The sequence below is a fragment of the Sporanaerobium hydrogeniformans genome, assembly GCF_002735925.1.
GTDB lineage: Bacteria > Bacillota > Clostridia > Lachnospirales > Cellulosilyticaceae > Sporanaerobium > Sporanaerobium hydrogeniformans.
Genome location: NZ_PEDL01000023.1, coordinates 1 through 24829, shown reverse-complemented (window position 1 = coordinate 24829; position 24829 = coordinate 1). Strand labels below are relative to the sequence as shown.

General features: G+C 32.7%; 15 protein-coding genes. All 15 read right to left on the bottom strand.

The window, feature by feature from the left end; genetic code table 11:
• Positions 1-165: 165 nt before the first annotated feature.
• On the bottom strand, positions 166-2637 hold the full coding sequence (locus CS063_RS14930; RefSeq protein ID WP_099450501.1) for a pPIWI_RE module domain-containing protein: 2472 nt from the start codon (positions 2635-2637) through the stop codon (positions 166-168).
• A complete protein-coding gene (locus CS063_RS14925; protein WP_099450500.1) occupies positions 2618-5854 on the bottom strand; it encodes a pPIWI_RE_Z domain-containing protein in 3237 nt (1078 codons plus the stop codon). Before CS063_RS14925 ends, CS063_RS14930 begins: the two co-directional genes overlap by 20 nt.
• Positions 5851-6906 (bottom strand): restriction endonuclease-related protein, encoded by a 1056-nt coding sequence (locus tag CS063_RS14920; protein WP_099450499.1) that lies wholly within the window; start codon positions 6904-6906, stop codon positions 5851-5853. Before CS063_RS14920 ends, CS063_RS14925 begins: the two co-directional genes overlap by 4 nt.
• A 91-nt stretch (positions 6907-6997) precedes the next feature.
• Positions 6998-7960, bottom strand: coding sequence for a helix-turn-helix transcriptional regulator (locus CS063_RS14915; protein WP_099450498.1), 963 nt, complete (start codon positions 7958-7960; stop codon positions 6998-7000).
• Positions 7961-8057: 97 nt separating this feature from the next.
• Positions 8058-8924, bottom strand: a complete 867-nt coding sequence (locus CS063_RS14910) for a hypothetical protein (RefSeq protein WP_099450497.1) — start codon at positions 8922-8924, stop codon at positions 8058-8060.
• Positions 8912-10030 carry an AAA family ATPase gene (locus tag CS063_RS14905; protein ID WP_099450496.1) on the bottom strand — a complete coding sequence of 373 codons (1119 nt, stop codon included), beginning with the start codon at positions 10028-10030 and terminating at the stop codon, positions 8912-8914. Before CS063_RS14905 ends, CS063_RS14910 begins: the two co-directional genes overlap by 13 nt.
• On the bottom strand, positions 10023-11186 hold the full coding sequence (locus CS063_RS14900) for a DUF262 domain-containing protein (RefSeq protein WP_099450495.1): 1164 nt from the start codon (positions 11184-11186) through the stop codon (positions 10023-10025). The genes CS063_RS14905 and CS063_RS14900 overlap by 8 nt, the downstream gene beginning before the upstream one ends.
• Positions 11187-11435: 249 nt before the next feature.
• Positions 11436-13043, bottom strand: a complete 1608-nt coding sequence (locus tag CS063_RS14895) for a UvrD-helicase domain-containing protein (protein WP_099450494.1) — start codon at positions 13041-13043, stop codon at positions 11436-11438.
• A complete protein-coding gene (locus CS063_RS14890; protein WP_099450493.1) occupies positions 13018-14808 on the bottom strand; it encodes an ATP-dependent nuclease in 1791 nt (596 codons plus the stop codon). Before CS063_RS14890 ends, CS063_RS14895 begins: the two co-directional genes overlap by 26 nt.
• A gap of 186 nt (positions 14809-14994) precedes the next feature.
• Entirely contained in the window at positions 14995-18543 is a 3549-nt protein-coding gene (gene pglX / locus CS063_RS14885; protein WP_099450492.1) for a BREX-1 system adenine-specific DNA-methyltransferase PglX, read from the bottom strand.
• A gap of 40 nt (positions 18544-18583) precedes the next feature.
• On the bottom strand, positions 18584-19069 hold the full coding sequence (locus CS063_RS14880; RefSeq protein ID WP_308415533.1) for a DUF3990 domain-containing protein: 486 nt from the start codon (positions 19067-19069) through the stop codon (positions 18584-18586).
• 3 nt (positions 19070-19072) lie between these two features.
• Positions 19073-22711 (bottom strand): BREX system P-loop protein BrxC, encoded by a 3639-nt coding sequence (gene brxC / locus CS063_RS14875; protein ID WP_099450490.1) that lies wholly within the window; start codon positions 22709-22711, stop codon positions 19073-19075.
• A gap of 11 nt (positions 22712-22722) precedes the next feature.
• A complete protein-coding gene (locus tag CS063_RS14870; protein WP_099450489.1) occupies positions 22723-23301 on the bottom strand; it encodes a DUF1788 domain-containing protein in 579 nt (192 codons plus the stop codon).
• Positions 23302-23907, bottom strand: coding sequence for a DUF1819 family protein (locus tag CS063_RS14865; RefSeq protein WP_099450488.1), 606 nt, complete (start codon positions 23905-23907; stop codon positions 23302-23304). It lies immediately after the preceding gene.
• Between the two features lie 45 nt (positions 23908-23952).
• A complete protein-coding gene (locus CS063_RS14860; protein WP_099450487.1) occupies positions 23953-24174 on the bottom strand; it encodes a helix-turn-helix domain-containing protein in 222 nt (73 codons plus the stop codon).
• Between the last annotated feature and the right edge of the window lie 655 nt (positions 24175-24829).

Below are 24829 nucleotides of genomic sequence, written 5' to 3'. Positions count from 1 at the left end.
TTATTAATCTCATTGTACTATTTTATTATAGTTCTTTCCATATTTATTATATCCATTATACATTAAAGCAAACTTACGTTCGTTATTATTATGCAACATAGCAAAAAGAGCAATTAGAAGGTATGTACCTCATTGCTCTTTTTGCTCTACAGCTGTCTGATTAATTTATTTTATCTCTAATACCTCTTGTAACTTTTCCCCTAAATGAATAACAAATGGCATCTTCGTATAATCTTCATACATACTATTCATGCCCCTCATTTTATGAGTAAAATAAACATACTCATCTTTATTATCCTCTTCAAGTAACTTAACAGGCACGATTTCTACCATTCTAGGATATTTAACTACAAACCGTGGATAATCTAATTTAGGTAACTTACTATTTACTTTTTTAAATGTAAGTCCCTTTTTTTCTACCGAATAGAAAACATTATCTGTTAATCCCCATACACCCGTCAAGAAATCTTCTTGTACACCATCCTGCTCTCCTACGTATTCTGGATTCTCGTCATTAGCCTTTACTCGTATTAAACGTAATTTCTTATATTCGGTATTAGTGCCTTGTATAATTATGTTCTTATTTTGAAATGTAGGTAATAAAGTATTCATGCGATTGGATACGTCTACTATAACTAAGGCATCCATGTCCTTGAGTTCATTCAAAATTTCTATAAAGAATCTATTCAACGTATCCACAGATAAATCTCGATTCTTTTTTCTTTTATCATACTTTTGATACTTCATTTTCCCCAATTGTAATACTGCCTCATAATAACTAATCCAACCACTTGAAAATGGTGTCTTAACCATAATTTGTCCATCATAAGTGGATGTACTAATAGCAATAGGTACTTCTAATGCATCTTTATACTGATTTTTGTTACTGCTTAGAAGTTTAAAGCCAACTATATCTAGTTTCTGTGGCATTCCCTTAAGACCTGTTGTTTGTGGCAGTGCAATATATATTCCTAGCTGCCTAAATAATTCCCTAATAACGTTTTCAATAATTGCATCGCTCAACTTAGTATTCACATTCAGAAACTGATTAACCCGATCACACTGATACAACCCTTTTCGAATAGCAAATTTAGGGTCTCCTCCCTTTGTATACTCTGCATTCTTTTTATCTAGTATTTCCACTACTGTCATGACTACACCTGTGGCATCTGTAAGACACTCTTTAACGGATAAAACCTTCTCTTCATAATTGGTCATTTTAGTAGTTAAGCCCTCTGAATATTTGCTCCGTATATTAACTCTTAATTCATTATATTCAAAAGTTGTATCATCATTATACCATTTCACCTGGTCTTCATTTTCTAGACTACGTTTAAACCAATTAATAAATAAATCAGGAACTTCTTCTCTTAGCCAAAGTATCTCTAAATTAATCTCAGTAAATTGTTCACTTGCTGCTTTCAAATAATTAGTTAATATCTTTTCTTTTTCTTTACCTAAAATATTCTTGCTTAGACGACATTTTATCGGCCTTAATTCATCTTTTTCAATAGGTACTATAAAATCAAATAGTTTACTAATCTCATTAAATATTTTATTTTTCTCTGACATAGTTATTCCTGCTTGGACACTATGATCATAAGAATTGTCTTTATTATGAGTAACCAATAATGTATATCTATTATCTTCCGTTAGGTAGCTCTCTGACTCATTAAAAATGTTCTCTATTTCTGGTAAATAAACCATTTTAGCATTTTCAAGAATTTCTTTCGTATTTTCACACCAGATAAACTGCTCTTTACTACGATTATATTGCAGATGTTCTATGCCTAGTGTACTACCTACATCCGCTAATCTTTCTTCTTTATGGTTATACTTTATAAATACTGTTGTATTTCCTTTTCTACTAACCTTCTTTATATATTTCCCATTGGCCCATCTTTTTACTTTAGTTATTAACTTCATGACAGGATATCCGCTATCCGGTAAGGTTATGAGCTTAAAAGAGACACCTAACGAATAATAATTCCCATCCAAACCTTGAACTGGATAAGCTATGAGCTCATTTACATTTCGACCACTTGCTTTTAGAAAATAATACGCTTTTCCATGAATCATAATAGGAATTTTCTCTTCTGCAATATAAGTCATCATATAATTAGGTAGCATGCTATATGACATCTTAGGTATATCTACAGTTCCATTATCAAACTGATTAAATTCTCTTAAATCCAGTGTTTCTTCTACCACTTCTAGGTCCTGTAATTGAAAGCTTGATAACCCGTCTCTAAATTCTTTCTTTAATTCTTCTGTTACTTTATTATGATTTATAAATTCTATTGCTACCCAGCTTTTAAAAACCTCAAATATAATAGTTGGATCTACTGGACGTAGCAGCTTAAGCCAATCCCACTTGTCCTTTTCAAAATCTTTTGCTTCTATTAATGATACTGGTAATGCATTCATAGCTCCATTTAAACTTGAAGTTGGTAACTTCACATCTCCCCTTTGATGTATTTTCTGATACCATCCATATAATAAATCATACCACTTCTTAGGAAACACTACTGAGTAGTACATAATAGGTTCTTGTAAAGGGTTTACCTTCCATGCCAAAACCTTTAAGTCTCTTAGCGCCCTTGTTTTCATTACTTTCTTAGCTTCTTTGGATTTCATAACTTAATCCTTCACACTCCTTTAGATTCTTATAAAAGGGATAATATAACTCTCTAGCAATCATCTGATTAATATTCATCTGCTCGTTACTTTCCATAAATGGTGCTAATGCCTCTATAATACCTACTAGTAAAGAGGATTGTGCTGTATCTTTTTGATTTTTAAGAGAATACGGAGCAAACTTTGCATCACAAAAGTGTACTCTTGCCTTACAACCTCCCCTTACCAGACGACCTATTACTTGGCAAAGTACTACAAATTGAGTCATACATAATGCTGTTCTTTCTCTATCTGAAAGCTGCTTATACCCTAAGTATTGACTACTAATAAGTAACTGCTGCATACGTGTCATAGCTTTATCTCGCTCTACTTTGATCCAGTCCATATAATCATCTAGGTCTAATCTATCTATTTTATCCATTTGACCTAACATATAGCTACTTAACATATGCAAAATAATATTCATATCATTAGGTACTGGCATGGGTCTAATTAGAAAATATACTGCTCCTATAGCCGCTTCATTATTTTGATTTAAAATATTGTGTCCTCTCTCTAGGGCTAATAAAGGTGCTATTAATACTTTTGATTCTGTCTTACCAAATTCCCCAACTTGCCCTCTAGCTAATACAGCTTCACTCTCCTGCGTTTCTTGTGCTTGATCCTTAATCAGTAAGGTTACTTCATCCGGTCTTATTCCTCCCTCACGCATTAAGAAACTATCTAAATACTTCTTCACTTCCTCTGCTTCTTCATAACTTCCTACTAGAAGAAGTACTTTCTTTCTATTTTCCTCTAGCACTTCTAGCTCTTGTTCAATCCTTGATACCCTGGACCTAAAACCACCTTGCCGTTTAAATAAACCTTGTACTATCTTTTGTATATTATTAATCCTTAACTGTCCACTAGTACCTGATACTTTTATATACTCACCATCAACAGCTACGGGATCTAACATAAATTTACTTTCACCTACTGCATCAAAATCTGCCTGTGTGCCTTTTAACAAAACATTTACAGGAGCATTCACATGATAGCTATAAGATCCAGGCGCCCAGCTTGTCCCTGACAACAAGATTACATGAGGCCCTTTTCGATTATCTAACTCCATGTATAATTGATGATAATTCGTAAGTAACCATCTTCCCATTCCAGTTGCCTTAAATACAATAAAGCTCTTTAACTCACATTTTTCATTAATAGTTACTCTAAAACCAAAAAGATTTCCCATTGGCGATGCAGGTATAAGTGGTAAATAGTCTTTAATTGCTCTATAGAAAGTACCTGCCTGCTCTACATCCAATACTTTCAGAACTTCTAATTCTTCAAGTCCATTTACCATACTCTTAAGACTTTTTTCAAAAATACTTGATAGAATAATATACTTGATACAGTCAATCAAATTTTCTGAAAGTTCATCTTCTTTACTGCCCGTCCACCATAGTTTAATTTGTTCATTAATAATAGCTGCATCATTCTGTTCTGAAATTGCCGTTCTATAAATAGCATGAATTGGACCTGTACTTTCTTTCAAATTATCTATTATAAATTCTCGTAATTCTTTTAACAGAGCCTTATCAAGCCGGTCTTCTTTTTCTAATTCTCTTTCTAACATATCCGTTAAGGAATAGGCTGTATAGTAGCGTCCTTCTAGCTTTTTTATAAGCCATTTATTTTCTTTAAGTATGGCAATAATTAAATCGCTACATCTTTGTGTATTTCTAAATTGCACATACCAATTCTGCACCCTCTTATCCCCGGCATGTTTCAATCTATCATTACAATACCATGCTTCTATTTTAGGTGCTAAACGATTTAAATAACTTTTCTTAGTATCATCAAATAAGGTCAATGATTCAGCAAAACATTGATCAAACTGAATCTGTACTCTATCAGATTCATCAAAAATAACTAAATCACTCCTATAATATAAAAATTCCGAAACACGTACACTTTCTTTCCAAATGGCTGTAGACACTTTGGATTTAATAAACGCCGCTGATGTTGTCATATAAACCATAGCATCTGGTAATTCATTATCTGCCTTATGAGAAGGACAAATATCATAATACGGACATTGTTTCATCTTTCCTTCTTCTAGGTCCTCTATCAAACTAAAGCAAGGTTCTTTCCCTACTCTAAATGTCTTATTTATGTCAGAGGCTGTTCTTAATCCATCCAATGGACAAATCTCTGATAGCCATTTATGATAATTACATGCTTCTATATCCAAAAAACTTTCTTCTTTTAAATGTGATAATCCTTTTTGAATATGCGTTTCTCTATTTCTATACCCCCATATAGGTACTGCTTTAATGCCTAATTGCTCAAACATGTCTAGATACTGTAAGATTGAATAAATACTATCTACGACTATAGCTACCTTATGTCCTTTTTGTGCCATATAAGTCGTTAGAATCTCTACCAAAGTAGATTTACCTGCTCCTACTCTTCCTACAATATTAAGTAAATCCTTAATAACTAATTCTTCTATTTCTAATACGCTACCATCTTCAGACACTTGATCAAAAAAAATCTTATTTGCTCTTTCTTCATAGTTACGCCCTGGTAAGATCCCATCCATATAGCATGCCATTTCTACTAATTGCTGTTTACTAATGACAAGCTCATCTTTTCTGCCTTCTCTAATCATACTTGCCTTAGGAAGGTGTGCCCTATTAGTAACTTGTTCTGGCAACTTAATATTCTCTATTTTTTCATCTTCCATCAAATAAGCACTTTTCTTTGTAACATAGTCTTGTTTGTTAATCTTAAATGGAATTGACACATCAAAAACTTGATTTAATAACTGCTTTCTTCCACTAAATAGATTGGGTATATTCTCTCTTAATAGATATACCTTATCTTCTACCTCTATATGAAACAACCTCATATTTCTAGGTAACTGTATATACTCATTTAGCAACCTTCTAAAAGCATTAGATCCCATACTAAACTGCATAAAGCCTCTCATCTTTGCTACTATTTCATACTGATTTTGCTCCAGTGCTATATGATATTTACCATTATTATATTGATACCCACTAAGTAAGGCCCAGCTCTTTGCAATATCTTTTCCTATAAACCCCAGTTGGCTTAATCCACATAAAAAGATTTCTGTTCTCACTAGCGTTAGACATTGATTCTTTTTTAATTCTGAAAGAGCATTACTATATTCCTGTAGTATATCTTGCATAATACCTTCAAAATCTTTCACTGTTTCACCTTCTTATTAATCATATTTATCAGCTCATCTTCTCCTATAAACTCAAACCCTATTGGCTTTTCTGCTCTTAATATCTTCTTATATCCTTTATGAAACCTTGTCCTTCTCTTAGGAATAACGATAAAACTACAGCTACAGACACTAGGCTCAAAATAGGTTACTTTCTCTATGAGGTGATATGGATTAGCATAATCTTTTATATCTAGAGCCCACTTTTCATTTGCAAAAGTCACTTCAATATCATACTTATCAAAGTACGGCCATAATTCTACTTGTAATCCTTTCTTTTTTCGAAGCTTTTTCATAAGTGCTAACTCTGGCTGTCCTGGAAAACATAAATAACGCATGGCTCCTTGTTTAAGACGTTTTGTACTCGGTACTACTTTCTGTATAATGCCATTCTTATGTGCATCCTCAGCTTTACAATGATTCGAAATACATGTTGTAACACCATTCTTTTCTTGAATGGTCCACCCACAATGTCTACATACTCTTATCTCATCTCCTTGCTTCACATGATAAGGAATATCTTCATAGAAATCCTTAATCATACTATAAATTTTTCTCAACTCCACATTAAACTCAGTATTTTTCCTTATAAACTCATCTATTTTTTCTTCTGTAGTGATTGGATTCTCAATAATAAATCTTCTTATATTGACATAATCCTCTTGCTGCCCATGAATTCTTAGCAAGTTAATAATCTCTACTATTTTTCCCTGTTCAATAGATCCTTGTGCATCTCTTTCATCAACTGCTAAGTCATAGCATAGATCAGATGGCATACCATCTACTATTAAAATTTCATCATCATAAGCTGGACTTATCTCCTTTAGGCCCAACTCCCTTATAGGTCTGGATAAAGCTTTTATCATTTCTATACGATTATTAATAATAAGAGGAATTGGCATCTGAGCACATAGTCTATTCATTCCTCTTTTAAGTTGGTAAGGCATCTTAGATAAACTTCCACTAACTTGTCCTTCTTCATACCATTCTACAAGCCCGGTTGCAATGAATCGAATTAAATCCTTTTTTTCCATTAAATTCACCCCTTTACATCTTATTATAAGTTTCCAGATGTTAATCTACGTATCATCTAGAACTTTATTACAAAAAAATAGAGCCATATGATTATTCATATAGCTCTATCATCTGCTTTATTTCATTCATTACTCTATCTCTAAGCTTTTCTGGTGAAAGTACTTTAATACCTTTTCCCTGCTTTAATATCCATCTTATTAATCCTTGATTAATACCTACTTTTTCTGTTAAAACAAAGCATTCTGGATGGTTTAGCTCTGGTTTTACATTAACCTTTTTACCAAACCTTTCTACTACAGAATCTAATAAATAATTACTCACTCTTAGCTGTATAACATCTATCTCTTCTGCTCCAAACATATCAAAGTGAATGAGGTCATACTTCCCTAAATCAACTTTCCCTACCTGATAATGAAATTCTTCCACTCGCACACCTAATATACGATCTATCCTAAAATTTCTTAGTTCTCCATCTTTATAAGCTATGAGATAATATCTATCATTGAAATAATAAACTTCTTTAGGCACTACTTTATAAGACTTACCTGTAAGATGGAGCTTCTTATCCATCCCATATTTACCATATTCAAATGCGACAAAACGCTCTTCTTCTATTGCCTCTTGAACCTTTTTTAAAGTATATAATATGTCTTCACCATCTTCTGCTAAAGAATTGGTCTTAACCATATTTCGTAATTTTCTTTGATCTTCTTCAGCTACAAGACCTAATAAATCATCTGCTAACTTTTTCTTATCTCTATCTGATACAAATTTATTAGCACCTAATGAATCTAACAATATTCTTACTTCATTATTTTTCAAATAGGGTATAAAGTAATAATAAGCAGTATTATGCGCCCCCATTTTTTTCAAAATAGGTTGCTTCATGCTTTCTTGTAAAAAGAGAATATCATTTGTAATGGTCATTCTACTTACTTGTAGATTCTCTTCTATCTCTAAAATGTCTTGAATTTCTTTTATCTTAATACCTGTATTAGCATTGGTTTTTCTTCTAAATATATCAAGGATTAAAAAGATACGCTGAGATTTCATTGTATCAACTCCCTATTTCGCAACTTTTACTAGGATACTATTAATCTTTTCAGATCTGTATCATGTTATTTTTAATTTAAGTATCTTTTAGTCTTTCTTATTCCCAATGTCCACCAATATGACCAATAAGAATCTTTCCATCCGCAATACTTTCTTTTCCAAAACTAAAATAAATTCTGTACTCAGAATAGCTGTTATATAACTTTGTATGAGGATTACAGGTTACTTCTTCCTCTATTCCACTCCTATTACTAAATTTGCACTTAAAACCATCCCCACATTCTCTACTTCCTCTTCCACTGCATTCTATGTTGTAACGTGATTTAAATACTCTGTAGAATTCTCGATTACCTACCTCTTCATAAACTTCTTTTGCATAATCATTTATTGCCGATAAATGTCTTATAAGTTCTTCTTGAAAACTACCAATATCTCTTAGCTTTGCATTCATTGTTTGATAAACTCTATTGTGAAATAACAAATGAGGAAAACAATCCTTCATTGCTTCTTGAAACTCCTCTAATGTTTCACTGTGAGATAGATAAAACCTATAAGGTGCTAGATATCCTTTAGGATCTAGCACTTTTAAATTTTCATCTATATCAATCTCTACTTGCTTATGACTTATTAAGGCTTTATAAGCTTTATAATAGTCACTGTTTAACAAGTAAATTAAATCATCAAAAGAAATATCTCCTGTTTTAATATCTTTCTCTATTATTTCCCTTATTAAACTGCGAATATCTTCATTCTGCCCTTGATCATCATAGAACAAGTACTCAAACAACTCTAATTCACTACATATTTTAGTATTATACAAATCACTTGGTGTTTTAATCGACAACTTATTTCTTCTTAATTCACTTATCATTTCTAAATATGCCATGATAACTCTTTCTGCTTCTTCAATGGTTGTACACTTAAGTAGATCAAATGTTATGGTATAAAACTCTACTTCCCACACATCCTTAACCTCACTAATTCTCTTAAGTCTATTTTACTTTGATCAAAAAAACCTATAGGCCAGTGATCTAACTCACCATATTCGTTAAGTGTAATACTATCAATATCTATACTCTTTCCTTCATTTGAGAAAAAGAAAACATGCATATTATCTGTATTATGCATTTTAGCTAATTGTAGCCTTGCACCATTAATAATGTGCTCACTATGAGTCTCTATAAATAATTGAATTCCTGTTGAAGATAATAATGCTAAGAATTTCCCTAAATTAGATTGTGCACTTGGATGCAAGTGAGCCTCTGGATTTTCAACTATAAATATGCTATCTTTCTGTTTTGAAGCAAGTAATCCCCCAACAATAATTGGTAAGGTATATGTAATTCCAAAACCTGTACCAGTGGGTGTGTAAAATTCACTAGATGTCTTATTATTTTTATACTGGATAATTGCTTTATTAACATTCTCATTCACTTCTGTACTAAGCTCTATTCCTGGTATAATCGTATTTAACCATTCTTGACAATGTGCCGAGAATTTATCAAGTACACTAACCTTAAGATTATCATGTATATCTATTCTTAGTTTGTCAGCTTTATTAATAACATGATTCGTATATTCTCCTTTAAATCCTATATTTAAGTTTTTATCATTTCCCATATCTAAGGCAATTCTAGGCCCTATTCGTTCAGCATTCAAATAAGTAAAAGAGATGTTATCAATCTTACTGTTACTTTCTTTTTTTTGTCTCTCTATATCTTCTCTATTTACTATTTCTAAAGCAAAAGGCATGGTTATTTCCTCACCTACTTTATAGATAGCATGATAAATATTTCTATCATAACAGGATGCCTTTATTTCTATTTGTGAAGTATCGTCATGATTAGTAGCAATTGCATTTTTTGCCAATCCTAAATTGGTACCATAAAAATCATTAAGTTGCACTTCTCCCTTATCTGTTTGAGAATACGCACTTCTTAGTAATAATATAGCTTGAATAAAACTAGACTTACCAACAGCATTGCCACCTGCGAAGAAGTTTAAATTTCCTACTGTAATTTTTTTATTTACTAAACATTTATAATTCCTTATCTCAATTTCTCTAATCATTGTGTAGTACCTCTTCCAAAATCTCCTTAGCAACTTCAAATGCTATGTTTACTGATCTTCTCCCATTTGTTCCTAATGTAATTGCGTTTGCATATGAAGTATCATAGGTAATCCTATATGCTACTTGCTTAACAATTTCTTCCCTACAACCTAATATTTTCTCTCTTTGGTATTTTGGATCTGATAAAACTACTGACCAAGATGTAAATAATGTTTTATTAATAATATCTAGATTATTATATATAGTTTCTCCTTCCAAATAGCATTTTGTAAAAGCAAATTTGCCAAATATAGCAGCCCCCATCTTCATTGCTTTTGCAAAGCTTTCTTCATACTCTATATAAGTATCCTTTGCTGCTTTTCTTAACTCCATAATTGTAGTATCTAAATATGATGTGACATCTCCATATATAAAATCAATATTTCCTTTCTGCTCATCATATAACTTCTTAAATGCTATATAACGTAATACCACTTCTTGTGCTGCCATTCTGTCATCATTTATTCTTGCCCTTGTAGCCTTTTTAAATACTTCTAATTTAGATAGCTTTTTCAAAAATTGTCTTGTACCTTCCGATGCCATCGCATTTCTAATTTCTTGTGGATTAAGTGCTACTCCACCCGTATTAACCCTTCTAAATATATCAAATACAACCCTATGAGGAGACCTTACATCCAAGGTATTAATGGCAAACTGAGTTCTATAGATTCGTTGTTGATATTTAGCATCAAGCTGCGAAAATTTTTTGCCTTCACAAGCATGCAAATATTCTAGGCCATATAACGCAAAATCATCATTTAAAAAATCTCTTATGGTTGTAAGCCTCTGTTTACCATCAATAACGGTAAATGTAGCATTTTCATTCTCATAGAAATAAAAAGCTGGAATCGGAATCCTTAGCATTAAGGATTCAATCAGTAAAGACTTACGTCTTTTTTCTTTCCAAACCTTGCTTCGTTGAAATGTAGGACTTAAATCTAAATTTTGCTCCTTCATTAACCTATATAAGTATTCCAAAGATAGCATCTGTTGATCTACTCTAATCATATCCGCATCAAACGGATATTCTATTGTTTCTTCATTATCATATTGGTCATCTTGCTCATTTTCTATACCATAGTACTCTTCTTCCAACCGTTCATAATTTTTTTGCATCTCACACCCTCCTCTACGGTTTAGTATTACCTATTTTATATTATATTTTTCACTTATCTAAGTGATATTTTTAACATCTATTGTTACATATATATTCTTATATAATTATAGCATACCTATATATGTATTCTGTATAACAATCCTAGAAAAATAATATTAACTACTTTAAAATACTCCCCCACAATGATTGTCGGTTTTAATTACATTTTTAATTTTAGTTTTTATCTCTTTTACTAGATTATTAAATCCCTACCAACTAATATTTCTTCTGAAACTATGTAAATTATTCTTAAACAAAAAAGGTGATGCTTCTGCTTTATAAAGATCCTTATTACTTGGTCTATATCTCCGTGTCCCTTGCATTAAAAAGCATGCTTCTATAGCACGAGTGACACCCACATAATGTAAATTTAAACTTTGAACTTGCTCTTCTTCTAAAACGTTATGTCCTTCCCTTGGAAAAATCCATCTGTATAAATCCATATGAAATACAACTTTATACTCTAATCCCTTTGATTTATGTAATGTAAGTATACATACCTCATCAGCAGATGCCGGCTTATAGTTATTTAGAATTTCTATATTACTTACTATCTCTTGAACTACTTCTTTTATCTCCTCATTTTCATATTCAGGATAAACTATACGTGCTGCTTCAAAGAACATAGCTACATTATCACTTAACTCTTCTGCACATAAGCCAAATATTTTATTTATGATTAGATTTAATTTTGTAAATGATTTACTATCAATCTCTTCATCTATGTATCTTTGACAAAAATCAATTGCACATACACCTGAATCGAAGTAACATCCTAACAAATCACTATAAAATCTAGCCCAATATGAACTATAGCGATCTAACTCATTTTCTAGAAATAATTTATGTTTTGTCTGTAAGTACTTGTCCATTATTTGTGCAGAGGCATTAGAACGGCATAAAATTGCTATCTCATTATTATTCTTTACATTAAAATCTGCCTTTATTTGTTCTAATCTTTTATCTATCTGTGCCATTAATTCTTCTTCATGTCCTTGAACACTTACAGCAAATACACGAATATCTTCACTAGGTTCTTCTATATTTTCACCCATTAGACGTAATAAATAATCAGATATACTTTTATGACATCGGTGATTGTGAGTAAGTTGCAGATGTGTAAATTCCTCTGCTGTTATTAATAACTCTAAGTACTTCGAATATCTATCACTAAAGGCATATATTGCCTGATCTAAATCCCCTACTGCAACCCCTATTATTCCTAGTTCCACTAACTGCATAAATATCTGGTGCTGAACCTCTCCGCAATCCTGATATTCATCAATAAATATATGGGTATATCTAGCTTTTAAATATTTCTTACAATCTGGGACATTCTCTAATATATATTCAGCTGTTTCACCACAAATTTCTAAAAAAATATATCCCTCATCTAAAGATTGTATTAACAACTCTTCCAGTATTCTACTTTTCCCTTGCTTTAATTGTATTAAATCTTTGTATTGAGGATATTCATTTAATTTATCTTTCACTTCTAGAGCCACGATATTCTTGGTAATGTGTTTTGCAAAGGGCATTATAATTTGAGTAATATAAAACTTATCAAGCGTTCCATAAAATGAACATTTTTTAGGAATTTCTCTCCTCTTACATCTTACCTCTAATTCATGACTAGCTTTTCTCGTAAATGATATTGCTATAACTCCCTGATAGTCTAATAAATTATCAGCAATACTTCTTATCTTTTCAACGATTGTAAATGTCTTTCCACTTCCTGGTTTCGCTGTGATTACAATATTTCCTTCTTTATCTATAATTTCTTGCTGTTCTTTAGTTGGCTCTACCTTGCTCCTCACTATCTCTAATTCTCCCTTCCACTAATGATTTCAGACGTATAATGGGTTTTGCAATAGCATCATCTTTTATGCATTCTAGAGAAACACCTAACTTCCTTATATTATTTAAGTACTCAAGCATATGTTCTGCTTTCTTTCCTTGCATTTTCTTTACTATTTCTTCTGGCACCTTTGTTCCATAGTGGTCAGATAAACTTTGATATAACGAGGTAGCTACAATGTCATTCTCAAGATCTTTAACAGACAAGAATATATTATATAAATCTATCTTTTCCCTAATGGTTTTATTAAGATTCCTTGTTTCTTGAGGACAAGCTACCTCATTTGCCTCCCACTCATTATATTGCTTATTTTCTTCCCAATATCTATATAACTCCTCAGTTTGACAGTTACTTAGAAGTTCTTCATATATTCCCATGACACGACTTATACCACCATAGTACTTATATGTTCCTCTTTTTTTATAGCTTTTCTCAAAAATATCATCATCTGTTCGTATTACAAATGGTATATCTAATGCTTTACAAATTTTAATATAGGGTTTGAATCCTATTCCATTCACATCTAGTAAAGTAATATTATACCTATCAAAATCTATACCTAGGTCTTGTGATAACGCTGTATAAAATAACTTTTCAGAAGGACCTTCTACTAAGAAAACTGCATCTGAAAAGAAAACCTCTGATGATATTGCATTAAGCCTATAGCCAAACTCATCAAAACTTAATCCAATATTTTTTGCACAACCACCTTGAGCAACCTTTGTGCACTTACTTTGACTATATAATCTCACAATCTTATCTGGCCTAAATTCAGCAGCAATCTGGCTCGAATGTGTAGTAATAAATATTTGTTCTGTAAAATTTTCAGCCAAGTACTTAGACAACTTTCGCTGCTGATGTGGATGTAAATGAGCTTCTGGTTCTTCAATAGCAAATATAGTAACTCGCTCTAAACTCTTATCAAATTTTTGCTTGGCAACCCATGTAGCTAAATAGATTTGATTATTTCTTCCATCACCGCCAATTTTTAAATTTCCTTTAGATGTACTATATGCTAAATCTAAATTATTCAATAAATCTTCTACCTCGTTATTACCTGTTGTAAATTTAACTAATTGATCCTCATTATTAAATGCTAAACTTGCTAATTCATCATTTACTTTGCTTAAGGATGCTTGTATGTATTCAAGATTATCTATTTTATCGTTCATTGCTTTAAGATCATCTTGTAAAGCCTGTACTGTTATGGCATCACTTGTCTTTTGTGCTTCTAGCAAATTTTCTTTGGATCTATCTAGTAGCTGCAACTTAGTACGCTTCATAAATGATAGGATGTCTCTATTACTATTAACATATTCTAAGTTTAACCTTTTTAAATAAAATCTTCCTGCTTTAGCTTGTAATAACTCTTCTGTAGCACCCGTATAAATGGCAAACTCTCCATTTTTACTATTTTGATATTGAATAATCATAGAATCATTTTGTATATCTCCATTAAATGTACTTCGTAAACAATCCTCCTTAATATCTTTTATACAAACTGTTATTTTTATGGTAGTTGCACTAGTATAGGCATTATAATCACTATTACTTAACTCTAAATCCCTTTCACTTAGACTTTTATCAAATAATAACCTTAAGGCATATATCATATTTGTTTTACCAACATCATTGGTTCCAATTACAAGTGTCTTATCAGCAAAATTAATAGTTTCATTTACAAAATTTCTAAATCCTTCAATTCTCAACCAACTAATATACATACGCTACTCCTCTTTACTAATATCATTTTAAGTATAGATTTTAATTTTATTTTTTAAATATTATATATAATTCTACATCAATTACCATCAAAAAACTACATATAATACCTATCCTGCTACTCTATTTTCGATAATGACATATATAAAAATCCCTAGCATCTGAAAATGCTAGGGAAACTATTTAACTTATATCTTTGCCAATATCTCTAACTTCTTACCATCCGTACCAGTCTGCACTTTCTCATAATTCACTTTCACACCATCATCTAAATCAATACCAATACGTGCTACAGCAAGGTGTGCAATCTTCTCATCATACTCTCTCGCTTCCTTCAGCTGCTTAGTAAGCTTCTCTTTACGCTTTTCAGATGCTGCTATTTCACGAGCATTACCACTATTAGCTATCATCTCTTGCATACGGCTAATCTCACTATCATAAACACGTTGCATTTTATGAAGGTAGTCAATACGAAGGTTACCAATGGTATTTTCATCATAACGGTGCATATAAATTAAGGCTTTAAAGCCATTTTGCTTACCACTATCAAAGAGCCAATAAATAGGACGTTTTTGATAAACCTTACAATGGTCTTTAAAGAAGTCTTTAATAAAGTAATTACGAATGATTTCTCTTGAGGAATTCCCCTTATTACCAAGTGCCTGAGCAATAAAGTCTAAATTTTCTTCTAAAGTAGCTTCTCCAAAAGTTTTCTTTACAAAGGCAACAAATAAACCTACGATATCATCTTCAAAGTATTCTTCATCAGTGATAGGAATAATGTTGCTTTTTTCTGGAATAAAGGTTGAGTATTTATTATCATCCCACTCTCCACCTGTATAGGCAAGACCTTCTACATCAAGACTATAACGTCCAAACATACAGCCTACCGCATAGGAAATAAATGAACGTACATCTTTTTCTACATCAGAAGTGTATATAGTAGGCATATCAATACTTTTAGTATCATGTATCTCTAGTTTATATGCTTCTTCAAAAATATAATTTATGTTTGCTTCATTTTGTTTAAGTATATCATAGCGAGTATCTAGCTCTTCTTTCCACTTTATATATACCTGACTTAACATTACATCACTTATATCCTTTAAGGTACTATCTGCTATCTCATTTCTATATTTAACAAATGGATGTTTACCAAAATCCCAACTTATTTCAAACGAATCCCAATCAGCCTTGGCTATTTTTATGGCTTGTTTAACATTTTTGATTATCTGTTCTTTATCTGGACAAAAATACGGCAATGACAAAACATCATTTACAGTTGTGTTTAAAGTTGGATTAAATACCTTTAACAAAAAATTTGCCACTCTAGAATTTAAAAATCCTAGTACTTCTAATCCACTATCATTTTCTTGAGAAAATATAGTAGGCGAACCAGAACTATAGTGAAAGTTTTTAGTTTTTATCTTAAATCCATTATTACTTGAAGTTATTAAATTCCAACATACCCCTTCTTTCCCCCAAAACCTTTCATTATATAGTCCTCCATGTGATGCATAACTTTTTTTTGCTTCTTCTGACCAATCTACTACATCTGTATAATTTCCATACCATTTCCTATATGTTCCACCATTTTCATAAAACTGCCATCTGCTGTTGTCATTTATCTCCCACCATTTTCTAACATATAGTTCATTATTGTGTGTTTTATTTCTTCCTCCCGAAACAAATTTTTCTCCTATATTACCATAATTAAAAACATCATAATTTCTAATCCAATATGCAAATACTTTTCCTGGTATCTTTAAATAATTAATCTGTCCTGTAATAAATTCTTCTTTCCTTGTTTTGAAAGCCATTTCTTTTTCCTTTTCCCCAATATAGCTAACTAATCTTCTATAATTACCTGCATACATAGTTATATTTCTATGTCCTAAAATATAACTAGCTGTCTGTACAACCTCTCCACCAATTTCATCAAACGCCTTTGCTCCTAAATGAAGCATATTAACAATATTTTTATTTAATATTTTACTTCGTAACCTTTCATAACTAGATAAAAACATCCACGCATGCTGTGTAATCATCCCTTGATAGCCATTTCTCTTATTCATCTCACCACAACGTTCAATAAACACTGCAAACAAATCACTCTTACTGTCAGGATAGTTCTTCTTCACATACTCAGAAAGCTTCACACCCATACCACTTGCACCCATATATGGTGGATTAGTAATGACTATCTCATATTTCTGAGCCATCACATAAGCAATCTGTATCAATTCCATGAGTTTCTCTTGTGTTTCTTCAATCCCTACTGTCTCAAATGACATCTGTTCATGAGCATTATGTCCTTCTAAAAACTGCTCTAATAGCTCCTTATTAAATGGCTTCACATCAATAATAGATCCATACTCTCTCGCATCTTTCATCGTATCTAATATCTCTGTGATTTCTCTAATAGCTTTTTCTCTTTCTATAGGACTAAGATTACTTCCAAAGTACTGCAAATGTGCTCTATTAATACTATTACTTTCTTTAATCGCATAGAGATTACATTTCACACCACTACTTAAAATTCTACGGTTATACGCTCTTGCCTTCATCATAACTGCAAAATAAGCTAGTTGATATGCTCTATTATCAATATCCAAACCATAAATATTGTGCTCTATAATACTTTTAGCTGCATCTCTTTGGCTATAACCATAGCTTTCATAAATCTGCATGAGTACATCAAAGGCATATACTAAAATATGACCACTCCCCATACACGGATCAATCACTTTAATGTCTTCTGGTTTTAGCTCACTATACTCCGCTCTTATGGCTTCTAGTTGCTTTTTAACTTCTTCTTCTTGCTCTGCTTCTTCTAAGTAGTATTGCCAGTTCTTTTTTAGCTCTTCATTAGGATGTCCTTCTACCCACATACGTCCTAATGAGTTTTCCACCATATAACGTACAATCCAGTCTGGTGTAAAGAGCTGAGTAGCTGCTGGTATTCTTTCTTTTGTGATTTTAACGTTCTTCTTTAAAAGGGCAAAAGTCTCGTCTTTTGGTACCGTATTATAATACTGATATAACCAACCTATAATCTCAACTTGCCCTTCTTTTTCTACATTAAAATCATCTTCATTAATATCATTAACTAAATGATAAACAATACCTTCTTTATCCGTAAAAGCTATATTTAATAGTAACTCTGTATAGTCACTTGTTTTCTCAAAAAGCTGAGGTAAAACTTCATTTAAGGCATTGCACTGTTTAATGAAGAGCATACGAAATAGCTCATCTAAATGATTTTCCCCTTTAAGCGCTACAATTTTTTGCTTCTCTGTATCTGTATAGTCTAGATCCGCTTCAAAAGGTGTGGTTACAATATCTGGTTCACTCTTACCTGCTGCTTCTGAAGAGAGTACGCGTATTTTAGAAGGTAAATAGTCATTTACCTCCATAAAACGTACAGCGATTAAACGGTTAAACCAAGTATATGCTACTTCTTCTATAACGCTTTTATAGGCTGTGCTGTAATCTGAGTCTATTTCTTTACTCTTAATCTCTTGAACTAACTTTTCACGTTGTCTAATCTCATTTCCTGAGATACTAAAAGGTTCTTTTGCCCCAATGTTAAAAAACTGAATATCTCTTGTGGATTGTGGGAGCGGTACATTAATTCCCTTTTCTGTAATCCCCATAAGCCCTGCTTTGTAGCTTATATCCTCTATTAATTTTTGTCTTGCCCATATGGCAAAGTTTTTAATGGCTGCTTTATTCATTTGTACCTCCTCATGTAATACCCCATTATCTTATATCTTCTTATATGGTATAACTTTTAAAGAAATCAAGATGGTCTAGTGCTTTAATGGTATGAAAACTAATTTGATGTGTAGGATACTTAAACTTCATTAACTCAAAAAACTTCTGTTTATTCATCTGGCCTTCTATATAAGCCTCTATATAATCATAAATGGTGTCATCAGCCATTGGTCCAATCACTACATCATATTCATGGGTTTTGCCACTACGGCAATTCACCACAAATTCAAGCCATTCATCTGTATAGTCCTCAAATTGTTTCACATTTAAATGTTCTATATCTTTTAGTTTATAGACATTAATGATTGACGTATTAAATTTACTCGCCCATTTCTCTGCTTGTTTTTGTATTTCCGTACAATAAAACCCCCATGAGAAATCCTTTGTAAATCGATGTTTTCGAATCTCAGGATATTCTATTCTCATATGGTGACCATGATATATTACCTTCTCTTGGCTATCCATGCCGCTTCCTGCCTTTTTCATCTTTTAAAACTCAATATTAACCACTGTGTCCTCTGCTAATTCTTTTAAGATTCTTGCTTTAAGCTGTGCTAAGTATTTATCTACATCTTGCTCCGTTTCGATTTCCCATGAAATAGTAGGGCTCACCGTACGAATGCTAATATTTTTCTTCGTTTTTACCTTAGGCATTGGTACCACTGGTTCTGCTACTATTCCTCCACCATCTATACCTTTTTCTTGTTGCATCCTTTTTTGCTCTTCTGCTGCCTTCCTAGCTGCTTCTTTGGCAAGGACTTCATCTTTTGTAGCCATTTCATTGAGTATACGTATTTTAAGCGCTTCTGCTTCTGCCTTAATACTTTGAAGCTTGGCTACGTTATTACATTTTTCCACTTTATCATAAAGCTCTTCAAAACGTACTCTAAAGCCTGCACTTACCTGATCTTTATAAGGTTTGTTTTCTAATTCCTCAAAGATACGTGCTTTGGCTAGATTAATGGTTTCTATAATAGGTTCTTCCAGGCTAGTGAGTAGGGCATTGTAAAGTGTTCTAAACTTTTCAACATACTCAGGGAGCTTTGGAATCTCTTTATAAGGTTGTTCTTTGGTTAAAATTCCTTTAATATCCGCTACTACAGCTTCTATTTCTGGGCTAGCAATAAAGGTTTTACTTTCTTCGTAAATAGCCATTAAATCTAATGTTGTTTCAAAGATTTCTTTTTGACTACCTGCAAAGAAGCTTTGTACAGGCTCTAGGTCTTCTGCTAAATCCAGATAGTCATCTAGCTGTTTACTAAGGGTATCGAAGAATTCACCAGCTGCTTGTACTTGGTAGATGCTTCTTAGTGAATTTTTAGCTTTAGCCACTACCTTTTTACCTGGGAAAGCTTTGTTTTGATACATCATCTCATACTTTTCTAGGTCACTCATGAGATTGGTAGCGTACTTTTTAAAACTGCTCATAATGGCATCGTCATCATCTGCTACTGATGTGGTATTAAATAACTCTTTCATAATAGTTTTTACATTTTTCTTTTGTTTATCATTGGCTTTTTGACGGCGCTCTGTAAGGAGTTTATCTACAAACTCTTTCTTTGTGATATAACGAACTAGTTCGTCTTCTGATTTATTGAGCAAGGTCACTGCTGAGCCATTGACAGTAAGAGCAATCTCCCCTTCTTTAAAGAGCTTTGCTACTAGCCACTCTACATCATCTTCTACAAAACCATAAGGTGCTTTCATAAAACGTTCCATTAAGGTCTTCATAGAGGTTTTCATATGAAGTGCTGAATTATCTGCAATATAGCTCAGCATATCGTTAAGGGCATGTACGTTGGCATCTTTCACTTCTTCTAAGCCTAATACCTGTTGATTAGAACTTTTTAGTAAACCACGAATACTAGCTTCATTCATAGGTCTTGTAATGTATTCTAGCTTATGATATACACTGGCAATGAGTTTACTTAACGCTTCATTAATACGAGCAGATACGTCTTTGGCACCAATAGCCGCTTTATCCCCATTTACATAAATATCTGCATTTTTAAGGGCTTCTATTAAAAAGAGTTTAGCCCTTTCTTTGCATTCTCTCATCTCTGCACTTTTAGCATCTTTAATTTGTTCAAACTTCGGAAGGCTTGTTGCTGTGTTAAGCTTTAGGAATTTCTCTATTTTAAGCGCTACTCTCGTTTCTTCTAAGAAAGTATTGTCATTAGGGAGAACCACTAATACTTCTCTACTTTGACCTGACATCATCTTCAGTGTAGCATCCTCTCCACTGTACTCAGATTGAGGGGTTAATATTCTCACACCTATATCATGACTTTGATTAGCTCTGTAAGGTCTATCATCTACCCATTGGCCAAAAGCAAAGGTATAGCGGCCATTAAAGGCTGGATAACGGTATTTTTTATCTGGGAAAATGTCATCAAAGATTACTTCTGATGCCTTTAATATCACATCTCCCATTTCCACTACTTGATTTTCGATTTCACGATTAATCTCTTGCTCTTCATTGGTTAAGAACACATAGATTTCGCCATGTTTTTGAATGAGGCTTTGACTTACTAATACTTTAAGGGCAGCATCTACTTTCTCTTTCATGCTCATACGATCTGCATGAATATTATCCACCATTAAGCTAGTTATGTTTTCTGCTGTTGCCTTAATTTCTTTTACGTATTTGATCATAAAGAGAGTTTTGAGTACATTGACATTAAAGCAGTTCTCCTCATGATCAGGGTTAATGATACTATTATCTGCTGCCCTAATAATCACGCTACTATGGCTATGATCTATAAACTGATGCAATGCATCATAAAACACATTAAATGGAATAAGTGTCCCTACTTCTTTATTAATCAGCTTAGCTGCAGACTCTTTGAAAAGGGCAAGCATAGAACGTTCCCCTTCTGATAGATGTTTACCAGATGCTCCGTGTGTTCTAATAGAAGTTAGTACACTTGCTAATAAGTTAAACTGATAAGGTACAAAAGGATAAATGCTTGCAAAGTTAGCTTTATCTGAGTACAGCTTCTTCTCTACTTCATCATTAAAGACAATAAGGTTTTTAATAATGGTTTGTTCCTGTTCATAAGTCAGTTCTAAGGTTTGATGAGCTGTTGGTGTCTTTTCTAGAATTCTCTTCTTGATGACTTCATCTACATTGGCTGAAGATAGAGAAAGTCTTGTATCAAAGCGCCCTTGAATCTTAGAGAAGTCATTCCCTTTCGTCTTGGTAACAGAGTCAATGTCTTGCTGACTTGTTACGATAATCCATACTTTACCCTTACAAGCTGTCCCTAAATCCTCTGCCACTGTTTGAAGATTGAGCATGAGTTTAGAGTCATCTCCAATATACTGACCAATCTCATCTACTAGGAAGGCAATGTGATGATTGTTGCCTTTTCTATCTAGATAGTCTTTCACTAATTTTGCAAAGCTTTCAATACTAATATTATAAGGTTCTCCTACTTTTTCACACCAGTTACGTGCTGCAGGCTCACTCATAAAGCCCATCTCTACAAGGACATCTACTACTGTGTCTTGAATAAAGTCAAATTTATGTCTTGAAGCTTCCCAAGTTTTCCCGAATTCTTCTTCAAATAACGTTTTAAACTCTTCGTAGCGTTCTACTTCCTCTAGGCTACGCTCTAAATCGGCCAGAATAGGAATAGAACCGCAAAAACCTTGCATTTCATTAAATACCTTTAAGAAAACAGCAACAATAGCATGCTCAGATTGTTTACTTGACATCTCACTTTTAGAGTCAATATTAAAAAGCACTACATCTGTTGGCACGGTTGAAGCTAGTCTCATATCTGCGAGTACCATTGGATCTTTTATTTTTTGATCCTCTATAAAGTAATCTAAAGCTTTCTTGCCATTAACTTCTTTGTTAGCTAATAAGTAAGAGAGGATTTTTAAGAAGTGAGATTTACCACTTCCAAAGAAACCTGAAATCCATACCCCCATCTTATCTGTATTGCCATTGATCCCTTTTTTGTAGCTAGCAAAGAACTCTGCAAAGTGTTTTTGAAGCTCTCTCGTCACTACATACTCTTCTAGCTCTTGACTAATGTTTTCTTCATCTCTTTGTCCTACTTTAATAACACCTTTAATATCTCTATCAATAGGTTTTGCAAACATTTCTTTTAATAACATGATTTTCCCCCTTATTCTACGAGCTTGAAAGCTCTATAATAATTATCATCTTTTATTTCCGAAAAGAGCATTAATGCCTGACCATCATATTTACCAGGATAAAACATGACTACTGGTACATAGTCGATGGCTTGATGTAAATTATTAAGTACTTTATGAGATCTAAGAATGGGGTAGCATTTCCCTATCCCTACGAGAAATACTACGGCATCCTTTGGTGTACGTTCTTTAATACGTTCCACAATAAGACTAGTGTCATCATTTACTTGTAGTAAATTACCAACTGCCTTTATAATACGCTCTAAGCCTTTTTTCTCCTCAAAGCGATAACATTGTTCTAAAAATCCTTCTTCCTCTAAAATATCAATAATCATATCATAGAGGTCACATATCACTAGTTCATAGCCTTCGTTGCCTTTGGCATTTCTAGCTTTCATATAGTCTATATGCTCTCTTACCAGTAGCTCATGCTCTGCTGGATAATCAAATATATAGTAGCCTACTTCATTACCTAGGCCTTTGTTTTGACGAAAGCTTTCTCTTTTAATGAGGTTTTCTGCTAAATCCAGTCTCTCTTGTAAACTTGCCATTTATCTCACTCCTGTTACTGCATCATAATAAAATTTCATGTCACTTGCTAATAAATGGTCTGCTAGTACCTTGTCCATGATAGGTCTGATTAGTTTTCTTGTCGTGCTTGTACTATTTTCTATCATACCTGCTTCCATTAAAACAGTTTTATAATAAGCCCCTAAACGCTTTAAGGTATAATCCTGCCAAGAAGCTACTTTCTCACTTTGTACTTGTTTATCCCTAAAGAAAATACGAATATCACTATCTGCTAACTCATCTATACCAATAAGAAGCTTCTCACGATAAACTTCATATACAAAATCTGCAAACAGCTGATCTGACTTCATAATAGCAATCACATTGATAAGCTTTTGATTAGATACATCACTAGTTTTAAAAAGCTGATAAAATCCTTTATCTAAAGTTTTTATACGATTTGAAACGGTTGTATAAATTTGCTTTGCTCTTGCCTGGGTAGGTGTCAAAAATAGATTCTCATTGATTGCTTTTTCTTTGATTTCGTCAAAGGTGTATCCTTCATTAAGTAGCTCTATCATCTTACGAAATTCTGCAAACCAAAAAGAAAACTTAACGCCACCTGCACTATACTTTTTATCTTCCATTGATTATTCTCCATCTCTTATTATTAACTGGTGTACTCATGTAGATTAGTCTTGCTCTTTTGCCTTACTAGGTACTATTTCCACAATATCGCCAAAGTCACACTCTAATACCCTGCAAATCTTTACTAAGACTTCCATCGATACATATTCGTGATTACTTAGCTTTGTTAATGTATTAGGGCTTATCCCTGTGCTTCTTCTTAAGTCCGCTTTTTTCATCCCTTTGTCTATTAATAATTTAAATAATTTGTTATAACATACGTCCATTTATTCCCTCCGAAAAAGAGTATCTCTCTATAAGAACTAGTATAACATAACACTTATATAAATATGATTAAAAAGTATAGTTTTATAAGAGTTTTATTGGTATTTAAATTCATTTTTATGCTAACAATATACTTATGTTCATGTAACTCGTACTATCTTAACTTCCTTCACTAACTTTGCCATTACTTTATTAAATTCATGATAGATTTATTATTGTAAGACATATATAAATTTAGAGCTAAATAGTAGTTTCCCCGAGCATAGTTACCTCAGCATCAACTTAAGGAACTAACCGGGTTATCCAAGTCTCAATCTATTCTTATAGATACCCCTGGATCCAAGGGAAATGTTGACAATCCAACTTTCATAGTCATCCTTCGTAGACCTTTTCCTGTCATTAGAGTGCTAACGAGTTCCTTTATATCTTGATTAAGATTTACTTAAGATACTATGAAAGTTTGAGTGTAGTGTCTAAGGTAAAAGAAAAAGGCGACCACCTTGTATGCTGAACCGACCCCCAAAAGTTAGACCTGAAAATCTAACAATTGGAGGTCGTTTTTTTTATGGCAAAATATGATTATGAATTCAAGAAAAAAATTGTAAATGCATACATGAATGGCGAAGGAGGAAAACGGTTTTTAGCAAATAAGTATGG